The organism is Enterocloster bolteae, from assembly GCF_002234575.2.
GTDB classification, from domain to species: Bacteria; Bacillota; Clostridia; order Lachnospirales; family Lachnospiraceae; genus Enterocloster; species Enterocloster bolteae.
The window spans coordinates 1,017,071-1,040,837 of sequence record NZ_CP022464.2 but is presented as its reverse complement, the minus strand read 5'-3'; the positions used below and the strand labels follow the sequence as shown (position 1 = coordinate 1,040,837).

Below are 23,767 nucleotides of genomic sequence, written 5' to 3'. Positions count from 1 at the left end.
TACGTTTATTAAAAACAGTATATTATTTATTCACATTTTTGTCAAGAAAAAGGAGCTGTTTTTTAACAGCTCCTGCCATGTGCTTCTTTCATATGTTTCTTTCATATGCTTTTGCCATATGCCTTGGTCATATGCTTTTTCCATATACTTCTGCCCCATCAGCCCAATATCTGCTTCTGATTATCTCCTGGGTCCCCTGAACATCCACACGGCCAGCATTACCAGCAGCACCGGCCATATATAGGACAGAATCCAGCCAGCCAGTCCCATGATGCCGAAGAACACAGTCATCACCAGGAATATGACCAGGAATACCACCAGCCCGGCAATGAGCCTGACATACCACTTGCCAAAGTCCACATAATGGACCTCCGGTTTTTTCCCCCTGAACGGTTCCCGTTCTTCCTGGCTGCTTCCTGCCGGCCCTGAACGGTAGGATGCTTCTGATTCAAAGGAATCAAATCCATCCGGCCTGTCCTCGGTGTCAAGGGCAGCGTCCACTATGGTCCTGGCAATGATTCTCGGACCTCCCAGGCTCTCTATGACCTCATCCTCTGTCTGTCCCTTGGCAGCCTCCTCCATAATATAGGAGTCATAATACCGCAAATTCTCCTGTATGACGGAATAGGGTACCCGTCCTTCCAGCTCACTTTTTAGTCCCTGCAAAAATTCTGTCCTGCTCATTACTCAACCCTTTCCTTAATCGTTCCCTCTCTGTAAGCAGCTACCAGCTCCTTCAAATCGGCTATCTGTCCTTTTAATTCTTTTCCTTTATCCGTATCAGCCACCATCACCCTGCTCTTTACTTTCTCCACCACGGATACCTTTGGCGTGCTCTCCTTCTTAGGGTCAAAGGGCCTGTGCTCTGCCAGAGCCAGGTGATGTGAATTATAAATCAGGGTATATCCCGCAATGCCCGTGGTGCTCTGGTATGCCTTCGAGAGACCGCCGTCAATGATGAACAGCTTACCGCCCGCCTTCATGGGCTTCTCCCCATCCTTTAGCTTAACCGGCACATGGCCGTTGATAATGTGGGAGCCCTCCACGGGAAGCCCGAATTCCTCCAGCAGGCGGTTGCAGAATTCTTCCTTCAGGCTCAGCTGGTAGTAGGGGTTCATCACTTCCTTATATGTGGATTTATCCTCCACGAAATAATGTTCAAAGGTAGTCATCTTATCCTTGCCGAATACAGGGGATTTTGCCCCGCACCACAGATACCACATCATATCCATGGCCTGCTCCTTACCGGGCGTCCCCTCCGGCATGAAATAGGCATTCTGAACCTGCTGGTTAAAGAAGTCCATCAGCGCCTTCCCGCCATAGGATACCCCGTTCATGGTGATGGTATCGAAAGAACCGTCCTTTTTCATGGGAATACAGCCATGGTAAAGGAGGTTGGAATTATAACATTTATAAATGGCCCCATGGGAGTACAGGAATCTTATATGCTTATGCAGCAGTTCCCCATGCTTGAAGGAGGCCTGCAGGGTGCGCAGCAGCTCCTTCTCACCACGGCTCAGCTCCAGAGGATTCTTTGGGTCCACGGTCGGGAAATTCATGTCCAGCATGGGAAATGTTTTTCCTTCAATGACCACTGTACCCTTCTCAAAGTCCACGCCGGACAAAAGGACCCTGTTGTCCATCTCATACTCCGGATGGCGCTTAATCATGGCGCCCTCCACCTTAAACTGAATCACCGCAATGGCCTTGTGCATCTTGGCCGCCAGGCCGGGGTCCACTGCATCGTAAATGTTCTCGTCCAGAATTTTGGGCATGAACCGTGTGCAGGGGTCGTCCTGGTACACCTTGGCTGCAAACATGGAAAGGGGCCTTAGATTGATGCCGTAACCATCCTCCAGCACATCAAAGCTGTTGTAACTGATGGCAATACGCAGCACATTGCAGATGCAGGCCAGATTTCCTGTTGCTGCCCCCATCCATGAAATATCATGATTCCCCCACTGTATATCCACATCGTGGAAGCACATGAGCTCATTCATGATAATGTCCGCCCTTGGCCCCCTGTCGTAGATGTCGCCTATAATATGAAGGTTGTCAATGGTCAGGTTCTGAATCAGATGGCACAGGGCAATGATGAACTTGTCCGCCGTGTCATTCTCAATGATGGAGTGTATAATTTCGTTATAGTACAGTTTCTTGTTATCGTCGTTGTAGTCCACGTGAAGCAGCTCGTCAATGATGTAGGCAAATTCCTGCGGCATCTTCTTGCGGACTTTTGAGCGGGTGTACTTGGAGGACACCTCCTTGCAGCTTTGTACCAGACGGTAGATGGTGATTTTCTGCCAATCCTCGGTGTAGTGCCCCTGTTTCATCATACGGGCCAGGTTCCGCTCCGGATAATAAATCAGGTTTGCCAGCTGTACCTGCTCCTCCTCGGGAATCAGGTGGCCGAAGGTCTCCTTGATTTTCTCCCGGGTAATGCCGGACGAAGAACGCAGCAGGTGTATAAACGCCTCATATTCCCCGTGCAAGTCGCTGAAAAAATATTCGGTTCCCTTGGGAAGACTGCAAATCGCTGTCAGATTGACAATTTCACTGGTGGCTTCCTTTACTGTGGGGTATTCTTTTGCCAGGAGCTTAAGATATGCCAAATCCCTCATCATCATATTCCCCCAATCCCAATTGCATTTTATTTAAAGTTATAGTAACATATTCTTAATGAAATGAAAAGTTTTTCCAACTGAACAAAGGTTTAAGATTATCTAAATTTTTTCTAAGGAGAAGAGATGCCAATGGAGGAATTATACGTATTTGGAACAGGAAACGCCCAGGCCACCCGCTGTTATAATACCTGTTTTGCCATAAAGGACGGGGATGAATATTTCATGGTGGATGCAGGAGGAGGAAACGGCATCCTGCGCATCCTGGAGGATATGGATGTGGACCTGTGCCATATCCACAACATTTTCGTCACCCATGAGCACACGGACCACATCATGGGTATTGTGTGGATGGTGCGCATGGTGGCTGCTGCCATGAAAAAAGGAAAGTATGAAGGCGAGCTGCAGATTTACTGCCACCAGGGACTGGTGGATACCATCTCCACCATCTGCCGCCTGACGATCCAGGGCAAGTTCTATAAGATGATTGGAAGCCGCATTTTCCTGGTGCCGGTGGAGGACGGCGAGACAGTCCATATCTTGGACTATGACGTCACCTTCTTTGACATCCTGTCCACCAAGGCCAGGCAGTTCGGATTTACCACCACTCTGAAAAACGGCCGCCGGTTTACCTGCGCAGGGGATGAGCCGTACAACGCGGAGTGCCGCCCCTACGTGGAAGGCAGTGACTGGCTGCTTCACGAAGCCTTCTGCCTGTACCGCGACCGTGATATCTTCGAACCCTATGAAAAACACCACAGCACGGTAAAAGAGGCCTGCGAGCTGGCAAAGGAGCTCTCCATCCCCAACCTTGTGCTATGGCATACGGAGGACAAACACCTGTCGGAGCGCAAAGCCCTATATACGGCTGAGGGCAGGGAATACTATGACGGCAATCTGCTGGTGCCGGATGACGGGGAAATCATCCCGCTGTAAACGTGCGGTGTACGCCGCATTCGTGTACACAGGATTCGTGTACGGCGGATTTATCTACGGCGGATTACAGAGTTATGTTAAGAGATAGGAAATCACCACGGTTCTATATTGCCGTGGTGGTTTTTTACTTACATGGGCAAGAATAGTCGAGAAATCCTTTTTCCGGTTCTGTATAATGATAAACGTCGGAGGTGATACAGATGAAAGAACAGATAGAAGCAGTCCAAAGAATGCAGGATTATATAGAGAGCCACTGGCAGGAGTCCATTACTCTGGCTGATTTATCGAAGGCCTCCCATTTTTCTCCCTGGTATTCTGCCAGGCTGTTCAGGAAGCTGACCGGTCTTTCGCCGGCTGACTACATCCGGCGTTACAAACTGTCCCGGTCCGCCCTGCGGCTGCGGGACGAGGACTGCAAAGTCATTGATGTTGCTTTTGATTTGGGATTCGGAAGCGTGGACGGATACCAGAGGGCATTTCTCCGCGAATTCGGCTGTAATCCCCGTGAATACGCCGCTCATCCCGTTCCCCTGTATCTGATGACCCCCTACGGCGTAAAATACAGATTCACAGAAAAGGAGCCCATGAATATGGAACAAATTAAGAACGTATTTATTCAGGTCATTGAAAAACCAGCCCGCAAGGTCATCCTTAAGCGGGGCATCCAGGCGTATGATTACATGACCTACTGCAATGAAGCCGGCTGTGATGTGTGGGGACTTCTCACCAGCATCAAATCCATAAGCGGCGAACCGTTATGCCTCTGGCTCCCCGAACAATACCGCCCGGAGGGTACATCCCAATACGTTCAGGGCGTGGAAGTATCCTCAGACTACAGCGGTCCTGTGCCGGAGGGCTTTGATGTAATCCAGCTGCCGGCTGCCAGTTACCTCATGTTTCAGGGAGAGCCCTTCGAGGAAGAGGACTTCTGCCAGGCCATACAGATGGTTCAGACAGCCATGGAACGTTACGATCTGTCGGTCATCGGTCTGGCCCCTGACCCTGAAAATCCCAGAATTCAGCTGGAACCCATAGGGACCAGGGGATATATCGAAATGCTTCCGGTAAAACAGGCTGTATCCTCATCTCATTCACACCCGGCGCCGGCTGTTAATCCTTAAGAAGCCTTAACCGCCCGCCGTCCTGAATCCGAATGGATGATAACGCTGACCCTTTTATAGACCAGGGCGGTGAGCAGGCTTACAATGGCGCCTTTCAGTATATTAAAGGGGCCTACAGCCAGGATTACGAATGTCCACACATTGCTGATAGCCGGGTTGATGGCCGCGCCTGCAGCAATGATGGTGTCCAGGGGCATGAAATGGGAATAGAACGGAAGCATAACAACCGCATTGAGTATCACAGCCACAATTGTCATGATTACAGTTCCCGCAGCCATTCCCATGACAGCCCCCTTTTTCGTCTTTTTAAGCCTGTAAATAATACCGGCCGGCAGCACAAGGGAGCATCCAAAGCAAAAATTGGCAAACTCCCCCACAAATCCCGTGCTGGTAGGCTTTAGTATCAGCTTCACCAGTATTTTCACCAGTTCCATGACAACGCCTGCCACAGGCCCCAGGGCAAAGGTACCCACAAGCACCGGCACCTCACTGATATCCATGCCGTAAAATGACGGCGCGATAAATGGAAGCGGCACCTCAAAAATCATAAGCACTGCCGCCAGGGCGCCGAACATGGCCATGACGGTTACATTCCTTACACTGAGTAAGTGATTCTGTTTCATTTCCCTATCCTCCTTGTTATGAGCACTTAGTGACCGTATTTTGGTCACTTACGTGCGATACATGACCCTTCACTTGGTGAGGTCTCCCACGAACCTAGTGAAGGGGCCCGTTATGAGCACTTGGTGTCCGTTTTCCGGTCACTTACGTGCGTATATGTGTCCTTCGGAATGCGTGCACTATAAAAGCCCCGGATACGCAAATAATCCGGGGCCTGTTCATCTACCACTTACACACCTTCTTCTCTCATCCAGACTATACTGTCGGTTCTGGAATCACACCAGATCAGCCGCCGTAGCGGGTCGCGGACTATTACCGCCGGTAGGGAATCACACCCTGCCCCGAAGAACTTTATTTAATTATAGCTGAATCATAGCACATATGAGGGTGGTTGGCAATAGGCTGCGCCATAATTTCCCCATTTCCCCATTTCAAACCCAACGTTCTGACTCAGCGCTTCCAGACTACCACGTCCTCCAGCTTTTTGCGCGGACGTGGCGGCGGCGATTCCTCCGGATACCCAAAGGCCACGGCTGCCACCAGCTCATCCCCGCAGTCCATCCATGCGCACAGCTCCTCATAGGCAAAGAATATGTCGCAGATCCACAGACTGCCGATTCCCATATCCGTTGCTTCCAAAAGCATATTCTCAATTGCCGCGCTGACAGACTGGATATTACAGAGCTCATAAATCCTGTCCTCGTCGTTGAGGGGAGAAAACATCCCCTTCCCCAGGGGATTCAGGACAAATATGACCACAGGCGCCTGTTCCATGATTTGGACCGTGTACTCCGCGCCTCCCAGGTGCCTGCTGCTGTCCGGCAGCATAGCTTTTCCTGCCTTCTCCCGCTGGATTCCGGCCTGAAACGCCCTCAGCATGTTTTCTTTTGCCTGTCCCTGAATGACCATAAATTTCCATGGCTGCCTGTTCTTTGCTGACGGTGCCTTTATCCCGCTTTCCACAATTTTACAGATAACCTCATGGGGTATTTCCTTGTCTGAGAACCTGCGTATACTTCTGCGCCTGTCTATTGCATCCATTTTCTGTCTCCTTCGTATTTTCCGGGCAGGCTAAACTCCTATGGCCATTATTCTTCTATGGCCATTATCCATCTGCGGCTGGTATCTCCATACCCGCGATTCTCCTGAATCCGCGATTCTCCTGTACCCGCTACTCTCCCAAAGCCATCCTGTAAATTTCCATCATCTCTTCCTTGCCCAGTTCCCGGATGCCCGGCAGGGTACGCTTTCCCATGTTGGTGCACTTGACAGCCATTTCTTCCAGGCGTTCTTCCTCCACACCCAGTTCTTTTAAGGAAGAGGGCATACCCAGGCTCTTATAGAAATCTTCTGTGGCCCGGATTCCTGCCAGGGCCGTGTTCATAGGGCAGTCAAAATCCATGTCTATGTTCCACACCTGGACCGCATAACGTGCGAAGCGGTTCACATCACTGGGGCACACAAACCTGGCCCAGGATGGCCACAGGGCTGCCAGACCTGCTCCGTGGGCAATGGATGGGTACATGCCGGAAAGCTCATGCTCCAGCTGGTGGACCTGCATGAAGAACTCCCTTCCAGCCCCTGTCAACCCGTTGTGGGAAAGGCTTCCTCCCCACATAAGAGCGGCTCTGGCTTCATAGTTATCCGGATCTTTATCGGCAATCCTTCCTGCCTCCACCGTGGATTTTAACAATGCCTCGGCTATGCGGTCCGTCAGTTCCGTATCCCTGGTCTTGCTGAAATACCGCTCCAGGGTATGCATCATGATATCCACTGTTCCGCAGGCTGTCTGGTATTTGCTTACCGTGCAGGTCAGCTCCGGGTTGCAGATGGAAAACAGCGGGCGGTGGGTCACGCTGTTAAAGCCCCGCTTAAATCCATTTTCCTCATTTGTAATGACACAGGACGCGCTCATTTCACTGCCCGAGGCAGAAAGCGTAAGAATGACGCCCACCGGCAATGCCCTGGCAGGCACAGCCTCCTGGCGGAAATAGGTCCATACATCCACATCCGGGTTCCCTGCGCCGTCTGCTATACACTTGGATGAGTCAATCACGCTGCCTCCTCCAACAGCCAGCACCAGATCCACGCCCTCCTTCAGGCACAGTTCGATGCCCTCCTTGGCCTTAGACAGAGTGGGATTGGCCTGTACGCCCCCCAGCGTCACATACTGTATTCCCTCTGTCTCAAGAGAGCCTGTAACTGCGTCCAGAAGTCCGGACTTCTTAGCGCTGGACCCGCCGAAATGCACCAGCACCTTCTTAAATCCGTATTCCTTGACAATCTTTCCTACCTGCTGATGGGTATTCTTTCCAAATATCATCCTGGTTGGTGTAAAAAACTCAAAATTTTCCATTATGTAATCCTCCTTCATGCCGCTTTCACCGCTGTCTCCATTATACATAAATCAGGGCGCTTTTTCCACTTAAATCTGCTGCCTGTTCAGCCCTGCGCCAGTTTGTCCTTATACCCGCTTTCCCATTTCCCCACTCTCCTCCCCGCCTGAAATACCAGACTCCTGCCAGAGCCCCATGAAAGGAAGGGAATGCCTGTTTCACCCCACCCGCCCCCCATTAAAACCAGGCACACCCCATACAATCCAACAGGAAATTAATACGCCGCGCATTCCCCGGATCGCAAAAAAAGGCCGCAGACGAAGCATCGCTGCGGCCTGAAAATCCATTCTTCACTGCAAGGCAAAGCCTGCCGGGGAAATGCTCTGATTCCATCAGCCTGGTACTTGTGATGCCATGTTGCTGATGGAGAGCCGGAGATGTACCATGCTGCTGATGGAGAGCCGGAGATGTAAATACCGGCATCAGGACAGATTATCGCGAAATGTTCTCACCATCTGTTCCTGCCAGGCCCCTCCGTATTCCCCCATGACCAGCCTTTTTAGCGCCTCGGCCGGGAACCGGCGCCAGGACATCTCCTCATGCTTTACCAGGATGGGATAGTAATATACCCCGTTGTCCGCCGCTGCTTCACAGTCCCCAGGCGCATCCCCCACCATGAGCACATGGTCCGGGCAATACCCCTTTTTCAGAAGAGCATTGATACAGGCGGACTTTGACCCGGAGTCCTGGGACAGGACCACGTCCACATATTCCATCAGGCCCTGTCTCTGCCATTCTTCCTCCACCGCTTTTTTGTTGGCAGAGGATACCACTGCCACGTCCGCTGTCTCATGGGCCGCCTTAAGGGCCTCACGCACACCGTCAAAGGCGCATTTGGCTTCTTCCGGCATGGCCCCGATTTTCCGGTTTACTTCCTCAGACCATTCCAGTGCCTGTCGGAATATCTCCTTTCCGGTCCGTTCCCACTGGGCCTTTACTGCCTGGTTTGACAACTCCGGCGCTTCCCCTGTCCATCGGACAAAGGCATCCACATCCGGCACTGCTTTATATGTCCGGTCAATTTCTGCCAGAATCATGGCCAGGCCCTTAAAGCGGTTGATTCCCCTGGTCATGGTGTAAAGATTGATCTCATCCCAGCGCCTGCGTATCTTCTGCTCCCATTGTGAAAGCCCCCAGACCGGAATCAGACAGGGCCCGAAACAGGTTATATGTTTTGAGTCCATGGTATCCATGGCACAGCCGTCTGAATCGACGCAGATCAGATATTCCTTTTGCTTCCTGTATCCCTCTAATATGTCCGGCATCCGAAGCTCTCCTCTCCTTTACGCCACTGCATATTACCGGAACTGGTACCAGTAATCCTGTACATCCTGCAGATTTTTATAGACGAAGTCATAATTAATCATCCAAAGCTTCATATCCTCCAAGGGGATATTGCCTTCTGCCGGGGTTGTCTCCGGGCGTACCGGCCATCCTCCGATGGTGTTGAATGGTTTGATACCATTTCCGTTTCCATCTTCGCCGCCTAACAGATAGCGAATCAGCAGCTTGGCTCCGTTTGGATGAGGCGCCTCGTTTACCACTGCCACAAAGTTCATGAAGGCCACGCCGGAAACAGGCTCCATCTTAAGGGGCTCAGATTCGATATTCCACCCCTTGTCAGCCCGCTCCCGGTACTTGGAGGACGGTGTGTAGCCAATGAGCTTTGACTCCTTGCCCTCTCCCACAGACTGGATGACCTCGTTGTTTGAGTCAAAGATGACCGGATCATTTTCCAGCACCCGCTTCATCCAGGCATGGGCTGCCGTGGGCTCGTCGTCCGCCAGTACAATATCCTCGCCGTAGCACGCCTTATAGGCTTCCGCCATCTCGTCCGCATGCTCCACCATAGTGGTGAACAGGGCCATGTAGCTCACTGTGCCGATTGGGTTCTGGAGCACGAAGCTTCCCTTCCATTCCGGCTTTGTCACATCCCACCAGTTGGAGATGGGGGTTTCCGTATAGATGCCGGTATTGTAGAACCACCAGTCAGTCTCAAAGTACAAAGGCGTCATATCTTTTAAATATTCCTGGTTCACATTCTTGTAAATGGATTCAGGCTGGTAATTGTGCAGGATTCCCTTGTTAAAGAAATTAATCATGTAATCCCCTGTCTGTTCCTTGGAATGGATTACGTCAGCTGTGCGTATACCCGAGTTGTACTCTGTGCTCAGTTTGGTGGACATGTCATTGGCATTGATGTCATATACCTCCAGGGTCATGCCGGGATAATCCTCCTCAAAGCTGGCCTTTACCTTAGCCATACGGCTGGAAATGGAATAAATGACTACCTTCCCGCCCTCCTCGTCCAGTGCCTTCTTATACAGTTCATCTGAGGATTCATCCTCATACAGTCCCGCGTCCACGGCCCACTGCTCCTCCGGGGCAGACGCTGCATTTCCTCCTGCTGCATTTTCCCCTGCCGCATTCTCCCCTGCCTTGTCTCCAGCCGCCTCCTTCTGCGTCTCTCCTGCTCCCGGCTGCTCCCCGGCCTTGCCCTCATCTGCTACCTTGGCAGCTGTTGTGTTCCCGGATGCAGCCTTTGTGTCCTCAATCTTTTCGCAGCCCGTAAGCGCAGATGCAGCCATCACGCCTGCCAAAGCCAGTGCCAATAAACGTTTTCCTCTTCTCCTCATGATTTCTTCTCCTTTATCATTTATTTGAATTTTGTTGGTCCTGCTGTGCGTCCATGACAGCCAGCTTTGCCAGCCTGCCGCTGTCCTTGCAAAACACGTTCATCTTATCCGGATTAATCCGCAGCCACACCTTTTGATCCGGACTGTACTGCTTAAGTCCGTTCTGCTTGGACAGGATTCGTTCCCCGCCCACCTCCAGGTAAATGGTTGTCTCTGAACCGGCCGGCATCACAGAGTATACTTCCGCCTCTATGCTCCCCTCTGCGGGTCCGTCCAGTATCTCCACCAACTCCGGTCTCACCCCGACCACTGCCTCAAAGCTTCCGTCACCCGGGGCTTCCCCGGTAAAGGACTTCCTGTCATAAGACGCGGTTCCCAAAACGGATTCCACGGTCATGGTATCTCCCGCCACCCTGGCCTTTCCCGGAAGGAAATTCACCTTTGGATTGCCGATAAAGTCAGCCACACGCAGGGAGGCAGGATTCTGGTACAGCTCCATGGGCGGCGCCACCTGCTCCAGCACACCCTCAAAGAAAATGGCTATTTTGGTAGACATGGTCAGGGCCTCCGTCTGGTCATGGGTCACATAGATAATGGTGGTGCCTAACTCCTGATGGAGCCGTTTAATTTCACTTCTCATCTCGATTCTCAGCTTGGCGTCCAGATTGGACAGCGGCTCGTCCAAAAGCAGCACCTCCGGCTCCGACACAATGGCCCTGGCTATGGCCACGCGCTGCTGCTGTCCGCCTGACAGTTCCGACGGATACCGGTCAATGAACGCCTCAATCCTCATGCGTTTTAAGGCATTTTCCACCTTCCTTCGTATCTCCTCCTTGGGCACCTTTGCCACTTCCAGGCCAAAGGCCACATTGTCAAATACCGTCATATGGGGCCAAAGGGCATACGACTGGAATACCAGGTTAAGATGGCGTTTTCCCGGTTCCTCATAAAACTTTTCAGGCGCATTGACAATCTCCCTGTTCCCCATATACATATACCCTTCCTGGGGCTTCTCCAGGCCTGCCACCACGCGCAGGGTGGTTGTCTTTCCGCAGCCGGACGGCCCCAGCAGTGTCATAAACTCCCCGTCCTCAATCACCAGGTTGATGTCCTTTAACACATGGTTCCTGCCATAATATTTATTGATTCCTCTTAATTCAATTCTGCTCATCTTTCATATCCTCCCGCATTAAAAGCCCTTGGTGATGTCCGCGTCCGTAAAGGTATTGGCAAACCAGTAGACGAAGAATACCAGCACAAACATAACGATGGTCACTGCACTGGACAGCTGAATCAGATTTTCCGCCGAATAGGCGTACGCCATATAGGGCAGCGTCTGCTGGCTGGGCGTCATGAGTATAACTATCAGGTCCAGTTCCTTCATGATGCTGATAAACACCAGCATGAATCCGCTTATCATACCGCCCTTTGACAGAGGGAACACAATCTTAAAGAACCTGCGCAGGAATCCCGCGTTTTCCACCTGGGCGGCTTCCTCTAACTCCGTACTGATCTGGAGCATATTGGATGTTCCTGCCCTGGAGGCAAAGGGCATGTTCTTCACCACAGCGATAAGCACCAGCAGGGCAAAGGAGCCGTACAGGGACGGTACCAGGGTGATGCGGTAGCCGAACATTTCTATTTTCTTAGCCGTTGCAAAGAGAGCCAGGTACATGGCGCCAAAGGCAATGGATGGAATCAGGTAAGGTATAAATACAAGCTGCTCCACCAGTTTTCCTGAGAACAGCTTGCGTCCCCTGGAATTGATATAGCCAATCAGCTGTCCGAACACGGTTGCAAACAGGGAGGTAAGCACCACCAGCTTGATGGTGTTGACCACATATTTCATGAACTGCGGATTCTTAAATATACCCGGCTCGCCCTGGTCAATGGTGGGCACGGAACCTCCGGTCCAGTAATGAAGGGTGAAATTGCTGAGGCTGTAGTTGCCCGGCTCCAGCATAAAGGACTGGTACAGCAGAATGACCACCGGAAACACAACGGCCACTGCGATGAAGGCAATGAGAATCCCCACGATAACCGGCCTCCATTTGCCCAGGCGTATGGGATTGCTCCTGCTGCCCTTTCCTCCTATGGTACTGAAGGATTTTCTGGAACCAATGGCCTTCTGGTTTAAGAACACGCTGAAGGAGGCAATGGCTATGAGAATCAGAGATATGGCAAACGCCACCCGGTTCTGCCCGTTCTGTATGGAGTTGTACATGGTGGTGGATACGGTGTAGTATCCGATTTTAAGCCCTAAAACCGACGGAACGCCGAAGGTGCCCATTGCCTTTGAAAAGGTCATGATAACCGCGGACAGAATAGCCGGCATCACCAGCGGGAATGTAATCTTTGTAAGTATCCTGGCCTTGCTGGCTCCCAGGATTTCCCCCATCTCTTCCAGCTCCGAGTTGATGGAGCTGAGGGCCGAGGACACCAGCAGGTAGGCATAGGCATAATAGTGGATGACTAACACCACGATAATGGCAAACGGCCCGTAGGCCAGCCAGTCCGGTGTCTGAATCCCCAAAAATCCCAGAAGGCCCTGGGCGCCGCCCACGCGTTCATTCTTGAATATGGTCAGCCATGCCATGGACTTGCACCAGGATGGTATCATATAGGGAATGATGAGGGCCAGGGAAAAGAATTTCTTATATGGCAGGTCGCTGCGGACCATGAGCCATGCCAGCAGTGAGCCCAGGGTAATTCCAAACGCAGCCGTGCACACGGATATCAATAAGGAATTCTTAAGGGGAGTCCACAGCATTTTCTGGGAAATGCTGCTGGTCAGAACCCGTTTCCAGTAATAGGGGGTAAACATCCCCTCCCTTCCCCCGTCCACCCTGGCCGCGTCTGCGCCTGCCAGGGTAAGCGTCTGTATAATCATCTGTCCCAGAGGAATCAGAATCAGATAAACCATGAATATCACGGAAATCACCACCATGATATTGTATGGATTCTTTACAATGCTTCCTGCCTGATTCATAAGACGGCGTTTCCTGGAAAATTCCCGGACGCCGCCTTTTGTTCCGGCCTTTGTATCTGTCTGCATACTGCCTGCTCCTTTCTGTTGCCTGCATACTCTCTTCTGTCAGCCCTTCATTTTATCCCTTGTTTATCCCTTGTCTATCCCTTGCAGGAACGGCGCTCCACCAGCCTCGGTTCCAGCTTCACAGAAGCCTTTCCCCCCACTGGCGCGCCCTCCTCCACCATTCCCAGCAGCAGCTCCACGGCGGTCTCCATCTGTTCCTCATGGGAAACTGCCACCGTTGTAAGCTCGATGTAGGGCAATTCCTCGGTTATGTTGTCAAACCCAATGAGTGAAAAATCCTCAGGTATGCGGATTCCATTTTCCCGGCATGCCTTGACAATCCCGTTGGCCGTGGCATCGCTGGCAGCCACGATTCCGTCCGGCATGGCCAGTCCGCTTTGAAGGAAATGCTTGAAGTGGTTATATCCCCTTTCAAAGCTGGTCCGAAAATCCAGATTGCACTCGTATACCTGGGCCGGAATCCGCTTTGCCCTGGCTGTCTCCAGAAAACTGGCGGCCCTGTAGCGGTGGGCCAGGCGTTCGGGCTTGAACCCCACAAACAGCAGGTTCCTGCACCCTTTGGATATGAGATACTCGGCGGCGATTCTGCCCGCCTGCTCCTCGTCGGCGCAGACATAGGGAATCCCGCACTGGCCCGTAAGCTCGTTAAGGGCTACCATGGGTACATTATGAATAAACTCAGCCATGCTCTCCGTGCTCCTGGGACCAATGGGAAATATCAGGATTCCCTCCACCTGGTGCTCTGCCAGAAGCTTCAGATAATCCCTCTCTGCCTTCAGCTCCCGGAAGCTGTTGCATAATAATACCTGATACCCTCTTTTGTGGGCAGCATCCGAGGCCTTCACCATGAGTTCGGAATAAAAAGGGCTCATGATATCCGGCATGATGATGCCTATGGTCTGAGTCCTGCGCTTCACAAGACTCCGGGCCAGGCCGTTGGGCGTGTAGGAGAGCCGTTCGCATACCCGTAATATCCGGCTGCGGTTTTCCTCGCTGATACCATCCATCCCGTTTAACGCCCTGGATACAGAGGCGATGGATACCCCTGCCTCCCTGGCAATATCTTTGATTGTCACTTGTTTCATAATAGGCCTTCTCCCCATTTCTCCGTTTTAAAGAATGGTTTTCGTAAACGTTTACGCTTAAAAATATTATACCATCAGCCAGGTTTTCCCGCCATTTCCAGAACCAACAAAATGCACAGGTACCCCTATGCATTTTGCATAATAATTTAGGCATTTTTTCGTAAATTTTACGGCCGTATACGTTTACGGCCAAAAGAAGGAAGTTTTTCTTTTGTACAAATTGCCCCTCCCCCTTCATTCATGCATAAAACAGCACGGACAGACATAAGATTACTCCAGGACCCATATTTCCCGAAAGGGTGTCAGGAGGCGGTTATATCATGAGATTCTTCCGAATGCTCCGGGAGCATTTACATATCAGTACAAAGACAGTGATTTACGGGGAAATGATGGTGCTGAGCCTGCTGTGTCTCAGCATCTTCCTGTTTAAAACAGACCCGGGCCAGGCAGTCATGAGCCAGGCCTCCAGGCTGGCCGGATACATGAATCCCCTGGAAAACATAGACGGAGCAGACCCGGACAAGACAGGGACAGATAAGAAAGAAGCTAAAAATAAGGATTATATCAAATGGGTGGACTTCGGCGTCACCTCGGAGGCCATGAACCAGGCATTCCGCCTTGACGTGGACACCTGCCAGGCTGATGTTCATCTGAACTGGGTGGATTTGCTGGCCTATCTGGGAACCCGTTACGGCGGGGATTTTTCCAAATATAAGCCGGAACACATGACCGCTGTGGCAGAAAAACTGAAAAATGGTGAAACCACCATAGAAGAACTGACAAAAGACATGAAATATTACTCTTATTACCGCCAGGCCTACGGAGCTGTATTAGATGGCATGGTAGGGCAGTTTGAGGCAGAGATACCGGCAGGCGAAGCCCCGGCCGCTTATCTGCCTTCCGGAGTGGCAGGAGGCGCCCCCGGAGACCCCGCCACGGTCTGGGTGACCAAATACGGGCTCAAGGCATTTTCTCCCATTGCCAAGGGCTTTCCCTACAGCGATTTTGACGACTTTGGCGTGGCCCGCAGCTATGGCTTCAAGCGCCAGCACCTGGGCCACGACATGATGGGCCAGGTGGGAACTCCGGTGGTTGCCGTGGAATCCGGCTATGTGGAAGCCCTGGGCTGGAACCAGTACGGCGGCTGGCGGCTGGGAATACGCAGCTTTGACCACAAGCGGTACTACTATTACGCTCATCTGCGCAAGAATTACCCCTACCAGTCAGGCCTGGAGGTGGGAAGCGTGGTGCAGGCCGGGGACGTCATAGGCTATCTGGGGCGCACCGGTTACAGCCGCACCGAGAACACCAACAACATCGACGACCCCCATCTCCACTTTGGCCTGGAACTCATATTTGATGAGTCCCAAAAGGACAGCAACAATGAAATCTGGGTCAGCTGTTATGAACTGGTAAAATTCCTGAATCTGAACCGCTGTGAGGCGGTAAAGGTGGAGGGCACAAAGGAGTGGAAACGGTTATACGGCATCAAGGACCCGCTGGTTCCGGTGCAGCCCGCCACACCGTCCCAGGCCGGACCTGCGGCAGAATCCCAGGCAGAGCCCCTGGCAAAATCCCAGGCCGGACCCCAGACAGAATCCCAGGCCGGACCCCAGACAGACCCCCAGGCCGGATCCCAGGCGGAATCATAGGTTCATTCCGCCAAAAGGCGCCTCCTCCTTTTCTTACCCTCTCACCCGCGGCTGTCCTTCTCGCCCACCACAGCCACACCTCCGTTCTTTAAGAACTCCGAGGGCGTCACATTGGTGTATTTCTTGAATACGCCGCAGAAATGTTTATACTCGCTGAATCCCAGCTCATCGGATATCTCATAGATCCGCATGGTGCCCTGGCTCAGCATATTCAGGGCCTTCTTAATCCTGTACTGGTTCAGCAGGTCCACAAAGGTGGTGTTAAGCCCGGCCTTCAGCTTCCTGCTGAGATAGCTGGTGCTGACCCCCAGGCTTTCCGCCACCTGGTTGATGCTCACCTTTTCCTTGTAATGCTGCTTCACGAACTCATAGGTTCTCTTTACGTAGGGATCCATGCTGTTCTTTGCGCTGTCAAATATCTTCCATTCATCATAGACTGTCAGTAGCCTGTCCTGGGATATCTTCTCGATTTTCTCATACTTGCTGGCGTAAGCTATCTGCTGACGGATTTTGTCCAGAGACTCCTTCAGCTCATCCTCGTCCACAGGCTTTAGCAGATAGTCCGTGACACCCATATGGATGGCCTGCCGGGCCAGCTCAAACTCCGAATAGCTGGTCAGCACCAGGCTGTAAAACTGCTGGTCCTTGATGGCTGTCTCTATCATCTTAAGCCCGTTCATCTTAGGCATTTTTATGTCGGTCAGCACAATATCCGGCTGCTCCCTCCGTATGGTCTCCAGCCCCTCTGCCCCATCCTTGGCCGTGCCCACAATAATACAGCCCATGTCCAGCCAGTTTAAGGCGAAGGTAAGACCCTTTCTGATGATCTCCTCATCCTCCACAATCACTACTTTTAATAACATGACAGAATCCCCCCATCCTTACACCGGGAGTGCGCCGTCCCCTGTGCCTTACTCTTCGCAGGGCACCCGGAGCGTCACCACTGTCCCCTTTTCCATTTCACTGTCAATTCCCACTCCATACCCGCTTCCATAGACCAGACGTATCCTCTTATGGACATTGTAGATGCCGATATGGTCTGTCTGGTTCTGTCCCTGGTCCAGATTGGCCTTCAGCTTCTCCAGAAGCTCTGTGCTGATTCCCACTCCGTCGTCCGATATAATGACGGAGAGAACCTCATTTTGTATCCTGGTGCTGATACGGATCTCCAGGCAGTCACGGTCCTCACCAAAACCGTATTTGATGGAATTCTCCACAATGGGCTGCAGGGCCATCCTCGGTATGGACGCATTCCTGCTGCCCTCCTCCAGGTCAATGCTGTATCTTAACCGGTCGCCATACCGGTAGAGCATAACCTGCAGATACCGGCTGATGAAATCCATCTCCTCCTTCACCGTCACCACATCCTTGCCGTTCTGGATGCTGTAGCGCAGCATTCTGGACAGGCTGACCAGCATCTTCTCCGCCTCCCCCGGCCCGAACTTTATCATATACCGGATAGATTCCAGGGTATTGAAGAGAAAATGCGGGTTAAACTGTGATTCCAGAATCTGGACCGTGGCCAGCATGTTCTCCTTTGCCAGTTCCTGATGCCTGGCCAGCAGATGGCGTATGCTGCCTATCATGGTGTTGAAGGAATGGCCGATGCGCTCAAACTCATCACCCGAGGTAATTTCCAGGGACACATCCAAATCCCCCTTCTCCACCTGATCCAGGGCGCCTATGAGATCGTAAATGATTTCCGTCTTTTTGTCCGCCACCTTGCCTGCGCTCCTGTAGATGGCCAGGGTCACTGCCAGGGCCAGAAATCCCACCAGCACCAGGGACATAAGGCACAGCTGGACAAAGGATGTACAGTCGTATATGACCTGTACGGATGCCTCCTCATCCAGCACGGACACGCTGTCCGTGTAATACCATCTGTTCTCCAGATGCACCATGCTGCCGCCGTCGCGGAATTCCTCCACCAGCTTGCCCCGGTCGTTCTGGAACCTGGACACCCCGTCGGTGAACAGCCGGTTGAACTTGTTAATCAGCAGTACGGGCTGTTCCATATTTCCCAGCCGTTCCTTAAACGCATCTGCTTTCAGCACAAAGCCGCTGTATCCCTGGAGCCTTCCGTCCTTTACCACGGTCTGGAACATGAGCCATGCAGGAAGGGCCCTTCCGTCTATCACCGTATTGTCATAGATAAAGATACAGTCATTTTTGCTGTCATTCTGGTCCGTTGTGTTCCAGGGCAGATAATTTCCTATGTACTGTATGACATTGGACTGGCTGTTGGTGGAAAAAACCAGATTCCTGTCCCGGTCAAACAGGTAATAGTCACCCCTGTAAACCTGACCGTTAAGGAACCGGTAAATCTCCGACACTGCCTCTGTCTTATAGGAAGGCAGTCCCTTAAACTGTTCCACGTCCAGCTCCCCTGCCATCCTTTTATTCTCGTCCACATAGCTGTCTATAACGCCCTCAAACTCCCCGGAAAAGTGCTCCAGCATGGTCCTGCTCTTCCGGATGATCTGCTGGGACCCCACCGCTGTAAACACCAGAAGCAGGACCACCAGCGATATAAAGCAAGGTGCAAGCGCATGGAAAATCAAACTTTTCCGGATTTCGTCCCTGAAACATGTTTGTTTTCGCTTCTTCATACGCCTGCACCTTTTACCATTTTTAATATTAATACACTGCACATTACTGCAGTTTTCAGTTTATCATACGGCAGTTACATTGTCACGTCCTTATTGCCCGACACCTTGAAGAAGATGAGCAGGGATACCACGGTGGTAACGGTGAGGATGGTTGCCAGGGCAGCGGCTGTTCCGTAGCTGGCCCGGATGACCTCATTGTATATGGCCACCGACATGGTCCTTGTGTTGGCCGTATAGAGCATGACGGAAGAACTCAGTTCATTAATCAGGGTAATCCAGCTTAATATGGCGCCGGACGCAACACCCGGAAGCATCATTTTCGCCGTCACCTTCACAAAGGACATGGATGGTGAATCGCCCAGGCTGATGGCGGCCTCCTCCATGCTAGGACTGATCTGGTAAAGAATGGCGGAGCTGGAACGCAGCGTATATGCCTGCCTCCGGATGACCAGGGATATGACCATAATGATGGCGGAACCGGCCAGCATCATAGGAGGATGGTTAAATGCAATCAGTAACGTAATACCAAGGACGGAACCCGGTACAATGTACGGGAACATGGCAATGGTGTCAATGGCGTTGGTCAGCCAGCTCTTGCGCCTCACTGCCAGGTACGCGATGAGCATGCCCAGGACCACGATAATCACAATAGCTGCCAGGCAGTAAAGATATGTATTCTTGATGGACTGGATGGCTGTGGAGAACACCTTGCGGTAGCTTTCCAGGGAAAATCCATCCACAAACACCTGCATCTTGGTGGCGCGGAAGGAGGTGTAAACAACCATGCACTGGGGTATGATGGAGGTGGCTGCCAGCAGATAGATAAACAGGTGAATGAAAAAGCCTTTGATTCCATGGACCTCCTTGGGCTGAATCGGCCTCATGGAGCTCATGGTAAAGGACTTGGTATTCACATACCATTTCTGCAGCAGGAACACAGTTGCGGTGACTACCACCATAATGGTCGCCATACATGCCGCAAAGTTGGCGGAACCGCCTGTCTCTCCCACGAACTCGGAGTATACCAGGGTGGGCATAACACGGTATCCCTCGCCAATCAGGGCCGGGGTGCCAAAGTCTGCCATACAGTTCATGAACACCAGCAGGGCTGCCGCTATCAGGGTAGGGGTGACCAGGGGCATGATTACGGTAAAGACCTTTTTCAGGCCTCCGCATCCCAGGCTTTCCGCCGCCTCAGACAGGGCCACATCTATCTTTTTGAGGGCTCCCGATACATACATGTAGATAAACGGATACAGCTTAAGGGCAAATACCAGCAGCATTCCTCCAAAGCCGTAAATAGACGGCATGTGGATTCCCAGGCCCTTTAAGAACTGGGTCACGGTTCCGCTTCTTCCCAGAAGCAGGATCCAGGAGTAGGCGCCGATAAAGTTGGGACTCATCATGGAGATGATGAACAGGATTTCCAGCAGGCCTTTTCCTTTTATCTTATAAAACGACATGAAATAGGCCAGAGGCACCCCCAGTATAATGGCTACCACGGTCACGCTGAAGGTCAGCTTAAACGAGTTGAGCAGTGCGCTTTTATAATACTTCTTTGAAAAGAACCTGGCATAGTTGTCAATGGTCCAGACTCCTGTCTCCGTGTCCTTGAAACCGCTTAAGAAAAGGCTGATGAGCGGATAGAGAAGGAACAGGGCAAACAGGGCAATGATGACCACTGTCACAATCGTCCAGAAGTCCCACCTGATTTTCTTATTCGTCATATCTCTTCACATCCTTTATCAGACTCTGTTCCATGTCCTGGGTGAACACGTTGATTTTATTAGGGTTCGGTCTAAGGCGTATCTTTTCTCCCACTGAGAATATGCGGTCCACATGGCCTAAATCCTGGGAGTACTCAATGCTTGGCTGGTCCTCCAGCACCATGCCGTCCCCGAAGCGCAGGAAATAGTTGGTGTATTTGCCCAGGAAGGTCCTGCTGATGATTTCGCATTCCATGCCTTCCGGATTCAGCGAGAATTCCTCAGGGCGGACCGATACCACGACCTTCTGGCCCTCTGTCACCGTGTCCACAAGGTTTGCCATCTCCACATGGTATCCGCCCTCAAACACAACGGACGGCACGCTCCCCTGCTTTCTTATGGTTCCGAAAAAGAGATTGGAATGGCCGATAAAGGTGGATACAAATGCATTGTAGGGCCTTGCATAGATGTCCTGGGGGCTTCCAATCTGCTGGATAATCCCCAGCTTCATGACCGCAATCCTGTCTGATATGGCAAGGGCTTCCTCCTGATCATGGGTTACGTAAACCGTGGTAATACCCACCTGCTTCTGCACATCACGGATGGCGCTGCGCATCTCAATACGCAGCTTGGCGTCCAGATTGGACAGCGGCTCATCCATGAGAAGCACCTGGGGATGGATGACAATGGCCCTGGCCAGGGCCACTCTCTGCTGCTGGCCGCCGGACAGGCGCTCCGGCAGGCGGTCCTGGTATTCGTCGATTTTTACCACCTTAAGAATTTCATCCACCCGCTCCTTCATGTGCTCCTTCGGCACCTTGCGGATTTTCAGGCCGTATTCCACGTTCTGGCGTACCGTCAGGTGGGGGAAGATGGCATAGCTCTGGAACACCATGCCGATGTTCCGTTTCTGGGCCGGAATATCGTTGATGACCTTGTCGTCAAATTTGATGGTTCCCCCCTCGATGCTGTTAAACCCGGCAATCATGCGCAGCAGAGTGGTCTTGCCGCACCCGGAGGGCCCCAGCAGGGTAAAGAATTCCCCATTTTTTATAAAGGCGGACAAGTCCGGTATGATGGTCGTATCCCCATATTTTTTTACTACATTGTCGATTCCAATTGAAACACTCATACGTTTCCCCTCAATTCCTCTAAAATGAAGGGGGCTGACATATTAAGCCACGCCCCCGATGTATGTACCTTCATCTGCTCTTTGGATTGGTTTACTCTGTAAACAGCTCCTTAAACTCATCCAGCCACTCAGACTTGTGTGCCGCGGTGTCTGTCTCATCGTCCTGGATAACCTTAATCTGGTCCATTGGAACCATGGCGTCTCCCGCCTCCACATCCTTGCGGATGGTTCTTCTGTACTGGGTATTGTTCATGAATTCCTGAACATCCTTGCTGGTGAGCCAGTCCACGAACTTCTGGGCATTTGATTCATTGGGGCAGCCCTTGATGATGTATACGCCGTCGCCGCGGAAGATAACGCCTTCACTCATATAAACGGTCTTGACAGGCGCGCCTGCGCCCACATACTGAGCGGAACCCTGCTCAAAGGTAAGACCTACGGTGTACTCTCCGTCCGCAACGCCCTTATACACTGCGGAGGAACCGCCTAACAGCTTGCCGTCCAGCTGTGCGCAGAACTGTTTTACATAGTCCCAGCCATTGTCAGGATTGCCGCCGCCCATTGCATAGAGCATGTTTACCAGATGCTCAAAGGAGGAGGAGGATGCAGCCGGGTCCGCAAAGGCAATCTTGCCCTTTAATTCAGGGTTCAGCAGGTCCTCATATCCTTCAATCTTGATATCGCCAATCAGGTCCGTGTTCACCATGATAACCGACGGAATGGTATCAAAACGTGTCAGGTTGCCCTCTGTGTTCTTGTATTCATCATAGAACGCGTCCTCGTTGGATGTGGTGTAATCCGCAAAATACTCGCTCTTGTTTTTTACGGTTCCGATGGTTCCTGACCAGAGAATATCTGCCTGGGGATTGTCGGCTTCTGTCTGGATTCTCTTTAACGCATCGCCGGTACCCATGGCCAGACACTCAGCGTCAATACCCGTGTCCTCCTCGAACATGGCCAGCATGGAATCAATCATGGACTCTGTAAGGGGGCTGTAGATTATGAGCTTCTCATCCTTGGAAGCACCTGCCTCTTCCTTCTTCTCACCGCCGTCCTCTTCCTTTCCTGTCTCTGCACCGGCCTCAGCCTTGGGCGCCTGGGTATCCGCGCCTTTCTCTGTGGCAGAGCCTGAACTGCCTGAACAGCCAGCCAGGCTGACAGCCACTGCCGCCGCGCATAATACCGGGATTAATCTTCTTTTTTTCATTACCTTTATCCTCCTTTAAACTTGGTTGAAATGGTTTATGTACTGAATCAATAGGTTCCTGCCTCCTGGCCGCCAAGAAGCTTAAGGGCTGAGCTGGTTCCAATCCGCTCACAGCCTTCCTCCAGGAACTGCTCCAGGTCCTCCCTGGTCTTAACGCCTCCGGCTGCCTTGATTTTCACGCCTTCACCAATGTAGCGCTTAAACAGCCTGACATCCTCAATCCTGGCTCCTGCTGTTCCGAATCCGGTGGAGGTCTTGATATAATCGGCCCCTCCGTCCGTGACGCATTTGCACAGCTCCCTTTTCTCATCCTCTGTGAGATAACATGTCTCGATGATTACCTTCACCACATGGTTTCCGGCTGCTTTTTTGACTGCCTCGATTTCACGTGTGATCTTTGGAAATTCGCCGTTTTTTACATCACCTAAGTTTACCACCATATCCACTTCCCCGGCTCCGTCAGCCAGAGCCTTCTGGGTTTCGTAAACCTTTGTCTCCGTGGTATTATATCCCAGCGGAAATCCGATGACCGTGCATACATTCAGCTTGTCCCCATAGGCTTTTGATACCCGTTTAACATAGCTTGGAGGGATACAGACCGAAGCCGTATGGTTTTCAATGGCTTCCTCACAGAGTGTCTGTATCTCGTCCCAAGCTGAGACTGCCTTTAACAGCGTATGGTCCACATGGACCAGAATCTCTTCCTTTGTCATACCCATCCCCCTGTCCTCTTTGTTTGTAATCCCATTATATCGTCTCATTGCCGCCTGAACCATCCGAAATCCTGGCAAATTATCCAATATTCTGAACTCATTTTATATTTTTCTATATATTGTAGATAATTCATGCTATGAACTATCCATTGGATATTATCTGATGGAATTTACACTGAAATGTGATAAGATATAGACAGAACCTGATTAAATTACAGCCAGGAAGCGTCTGAAAGACCCAGACAGCCCTCTCCCACTGGCAGAAATGGAGGCATCT

The 23,767-nt window shown here is 51.7% G+C and carries 20 protein-coding genes and 1 riboswitch; of the genes, 3 read left to right on the top strand and 17 right to left on the bottom strand.

Annotated features, from left to right (window positions below; all coding sequences use genetic code 11):
* Positions 1–180: 180 nt before the first annotated feature.
* Complete coding sequence (locus tag CGC65_RS04860; RefSeq protein WP_002568046.1) at positions 181–684, bottom strand: HAAS signaling domain-containing protein; 504 nt, start codon at positions 682–684, stop codon at positions 181–183.
* A complete protein-coding gene (locus tag CGC65_RS04855) occupies positions 684–2,624 on the bottom strand; it encodes a fructose-bisphosphatase class III (protein WP_002568047.1) in 1,941 nt (646 codons plus the stop codon). The genes CGC65_RS04860 and CGC65_RS04855 overlap by 1 nt, the downstream gene beginning before the upstream one ends.
* A 123-nt stretch (positions 2,625–2,747) precedes the next feature.
* Between CGC65_RS04855 and CGC65_RS04850 the strand changes: the two genes are divergently transcribed.
* Both CGC65_RS04850 and CGC65_RS04845 read left to right on the top strand, forming a co-directional pair.
* Positions 2,748–3,557: an MBL fold metallo-hydrolase gene (locus tag CGC65_RS04850; protein WP_002568048.1), complete on the top strand. Its 810-nt coding sequence runs from the start codon at positions 2,748–2,750 to the stop codon at positions 3,555–3,557.
* A 200-nt stretch (positions 3,558–3,757) separates the two neighbouring features.
* Positions 3,758–4,678, top strand: a complete 921-nt coding sequence (locus tag CGC65_RS04845) for a helix-turn-helix domain-containing protein (RefSeq protein ID WP_002568049.1) — start codon at positions 3,758–3,760, stop codon at positions 4,676–4,678.
* Here the strand turns inward: CGC65_RS04845 and CGC65_RS04840 are convergent.
* From CGC65_RS04840 to CGC65_RS04800, 9 genes are all read right to left on the bottom strand, one after another.
* Complete coding sequence (locus tag CGC65_RS04840; RefSeq protein WP_002568050.1) at positions 4,675–5,301, bottom strand: ECF transporter S component; 627 nt, start codon at positions 5,299–5,301, stop codon at positions 4,675–4,677. The genes CGC65_RS04845 and CGC65_RS04840 overlap by 4 nt on opposite strands.
* A 232-nt stretch (positions 5,302–5,533) precedes the next feature.
* Positions 5,534–5,652: riboswitch (FMN riboswitch) on the bottom strand.
* A 97-nt stretch (positions 5,653–5,749) separates the two neighbouring features.
* Positions 5,750–6,340: a nitroreductase family protein gene (locus CGC65_RS04835; RefSeq protein WP_002568051.1), complete on the bottom strand. Its 591-nt coding sequence runs from the start codon at positions 6,338–6,340 to the stop codon at positions 5,750–5,752.
* Positions 6,341–6,470: 130 nt separating this feature from the next.
* Positions 6,471–7,655: an iron-containing alcohol dehydrogenase gene (locus CGC65_RS04830; RefSeq protein ID WP_002568052.1), complete on the bottom strand. Its 1,185-nt coding sequence runs from the start codon at positions 7,653–7,655 to the stop codon at positions 6,471–6,473.
* Between the two features lie 40 nt (positions 7,656–7,695).
* Complete coding sequence (locus CGC65_RS30870; RefSeq protein WP_007036567.1) at positions 7,696–7,857, bottom strand: hypothetical protein; 162 nt, start codon at positions 7,855–7,857, stop codon at positions 7,696–7,698.
* Between the two features lie 260 nt (positions 7,858–8,117).
* Positions 8,118–8,960 (bottom strand): HAD family hydrolase, encoded by an 843-nt coding sequence (locus CGC65_RS04820; RefSeq protein ID WP_002568053.1) that lies wholly within the window; start codon positions 8,958–8,960, stop codon positions 8,118–8,120.
* Positions 8,961–8,993: 33 nt separating this feature from the next.
* On the bottom strand, positions 8,994–10,331 hold the full coding sequence (locus tag CGC65_RS04815) for an ABC transporter substrate-binding protein (RefSeq protein ID WP_002568054.1): 1,338 nt from the start codon (positions 10,329–10,331) through the stop codon (positions 8,994–8,996).
* Between the two features lie 16 nt (positions 10,332–10,347).
* The gene (locus CGC65_RS04810; protein WP_002568055.1) at positions 10,348–11,502 is read right to left on the bottom strand and encodes an ABC transporter ATP-binding protein; all 1,155 of its coding nucleotides are present in this window, start codon (positions 11,500–11,502) and stop codon (positions 10,348–10,350) included.
* 18 nt (positions 11,503–11,520) lie between these two features.
* Positions 11,521–13,386: an ABC transporter permease gene (locus CGC65_RS04805; protein WP_002568056.1), complete on the bottom strand. Its 1,866-nt coding sequence runs from the start codon at positions 13,384–13,386 to the stop codon at positions 11,521–11,523.
* A gap of 74 nt (positions 13,387–13,460) precedes the next feature.
* Positions 13,461–14,471 (bottom strand): LacI family DNA-binding transcriptional regulator, encoded by a 1,011-nt coding sequence (locus CGC65_RS04800; RefSeq protein ID WP_002568057.1) that lies wholly within the window; start codon positions 14,469–14,471, stop codon positions 13,461–13,463.
* A 320-nt stretch (positions 14,472–14,791) separates the two neighbouring features.
* On the opposite strand from CGC65_RS04800, the gene CGC65_RS04795 reads away from it, so the two are divergent.
* Positions 14,792–16,123: a M23 family metallopeptidase gene (locus CGC65_RS04795; protein WP_002568058.1), complete on the top strand. Its 1,332-nt coding sequence runs from the start codon at positions 14,792–14,794 to the stop codon at positions 16,121–16,123.
* Positions 16,124–16,164: 41 nt separating this feature from the next.
* Here CGC65_RS04795 and CGC65_RS04790 read toward each other — a convergent pair whose 3' ends face one another.
* The 6 genes from CGC65_RS04790 to deoC all read right to left on the bottom strand — a co-directional run bounded on the left by CGC65_RS04790 (position 16,165) and on the right by deoC (position 23,490).
* Positions 16,165–16,986 carry a response regulator transcription factor gene (locus CGC65_RS04790; RefSeq protein ID WP_002568059.1) on the bottom strand — a complete coding sequence of 274 codons (822 nt, stop codon included), beginning with the start codon at positions 16,984–16,986 and terminating at the stop codon, positions 16,165–16,167.
* 48 nt (positions 16,987–17,034) lie between these two features.
* Entirely contained in the window at positions 17,035–18,732 is a 1,698-nt protein-coding gene (locus tag CGC65_RS04785; protein WP_002568060.1) for a sensor histidine kinase, read from the bottom strand.
* Positions 18,733–18,806: 74 nt separating this feature from the next.
* Positions 18,807–20,459 (bottom strand): ABC transporter permease, encoded by a 1,653-nt coding sequence (locus CGC65_RS04780; RefSeq protein ID WP_002568061.1) that lies wholly within the window; start codon positions 20,457–20,459, stop codon positions 18,807–18,809.
* Positions 20,449–21,570 carry an ABC transporter ATP-binding protein gene (locus CGC65_RS04775; RefSeq protein ID WP_002568062.1) on the bottom strand — a complete coding sequence of 374 codons (1,122 nt, stop codon included), beginning with the start codon at positions 21,568–21,570 and terminating at the stop codon, positions 20,449–20,451. Before CGC65_RS04775 ends, CGC65_RS04780 begins: the two co-directional genes overlap by 11 nt.
* 91 nt (positions 21,571–21,661) lie before the next feature.
* Positions 21,662–22,777: an ABC transporter substrate-binding protein gene (locus tag CGC65_RS04770; RefSeq protein WP_002568063.1), complete on the bottom strand. Its 1,116-nt coding sequence runs from the start codon at positions 22,775–22,777 to the stop codon at positions 21,662–21,664.
* Between the two features lie 47 nt (positions 22,778–22,824).
* Positions 22,825–23,490 carry a deoxyribose-phosphate aldolase gene (gene deoC / locus CGC65_RS04765; protein WP_002568064.1) on the bottom strand — a complete coding sequence of 222 codons (666 nt, stop codon included), beginning with the start codon at positions 23,488–23,490 and terminating at the stop codon, positions 22,825–22,827.
* Positions 23,491–23,767: the final 277 nt, after the last annotated feature.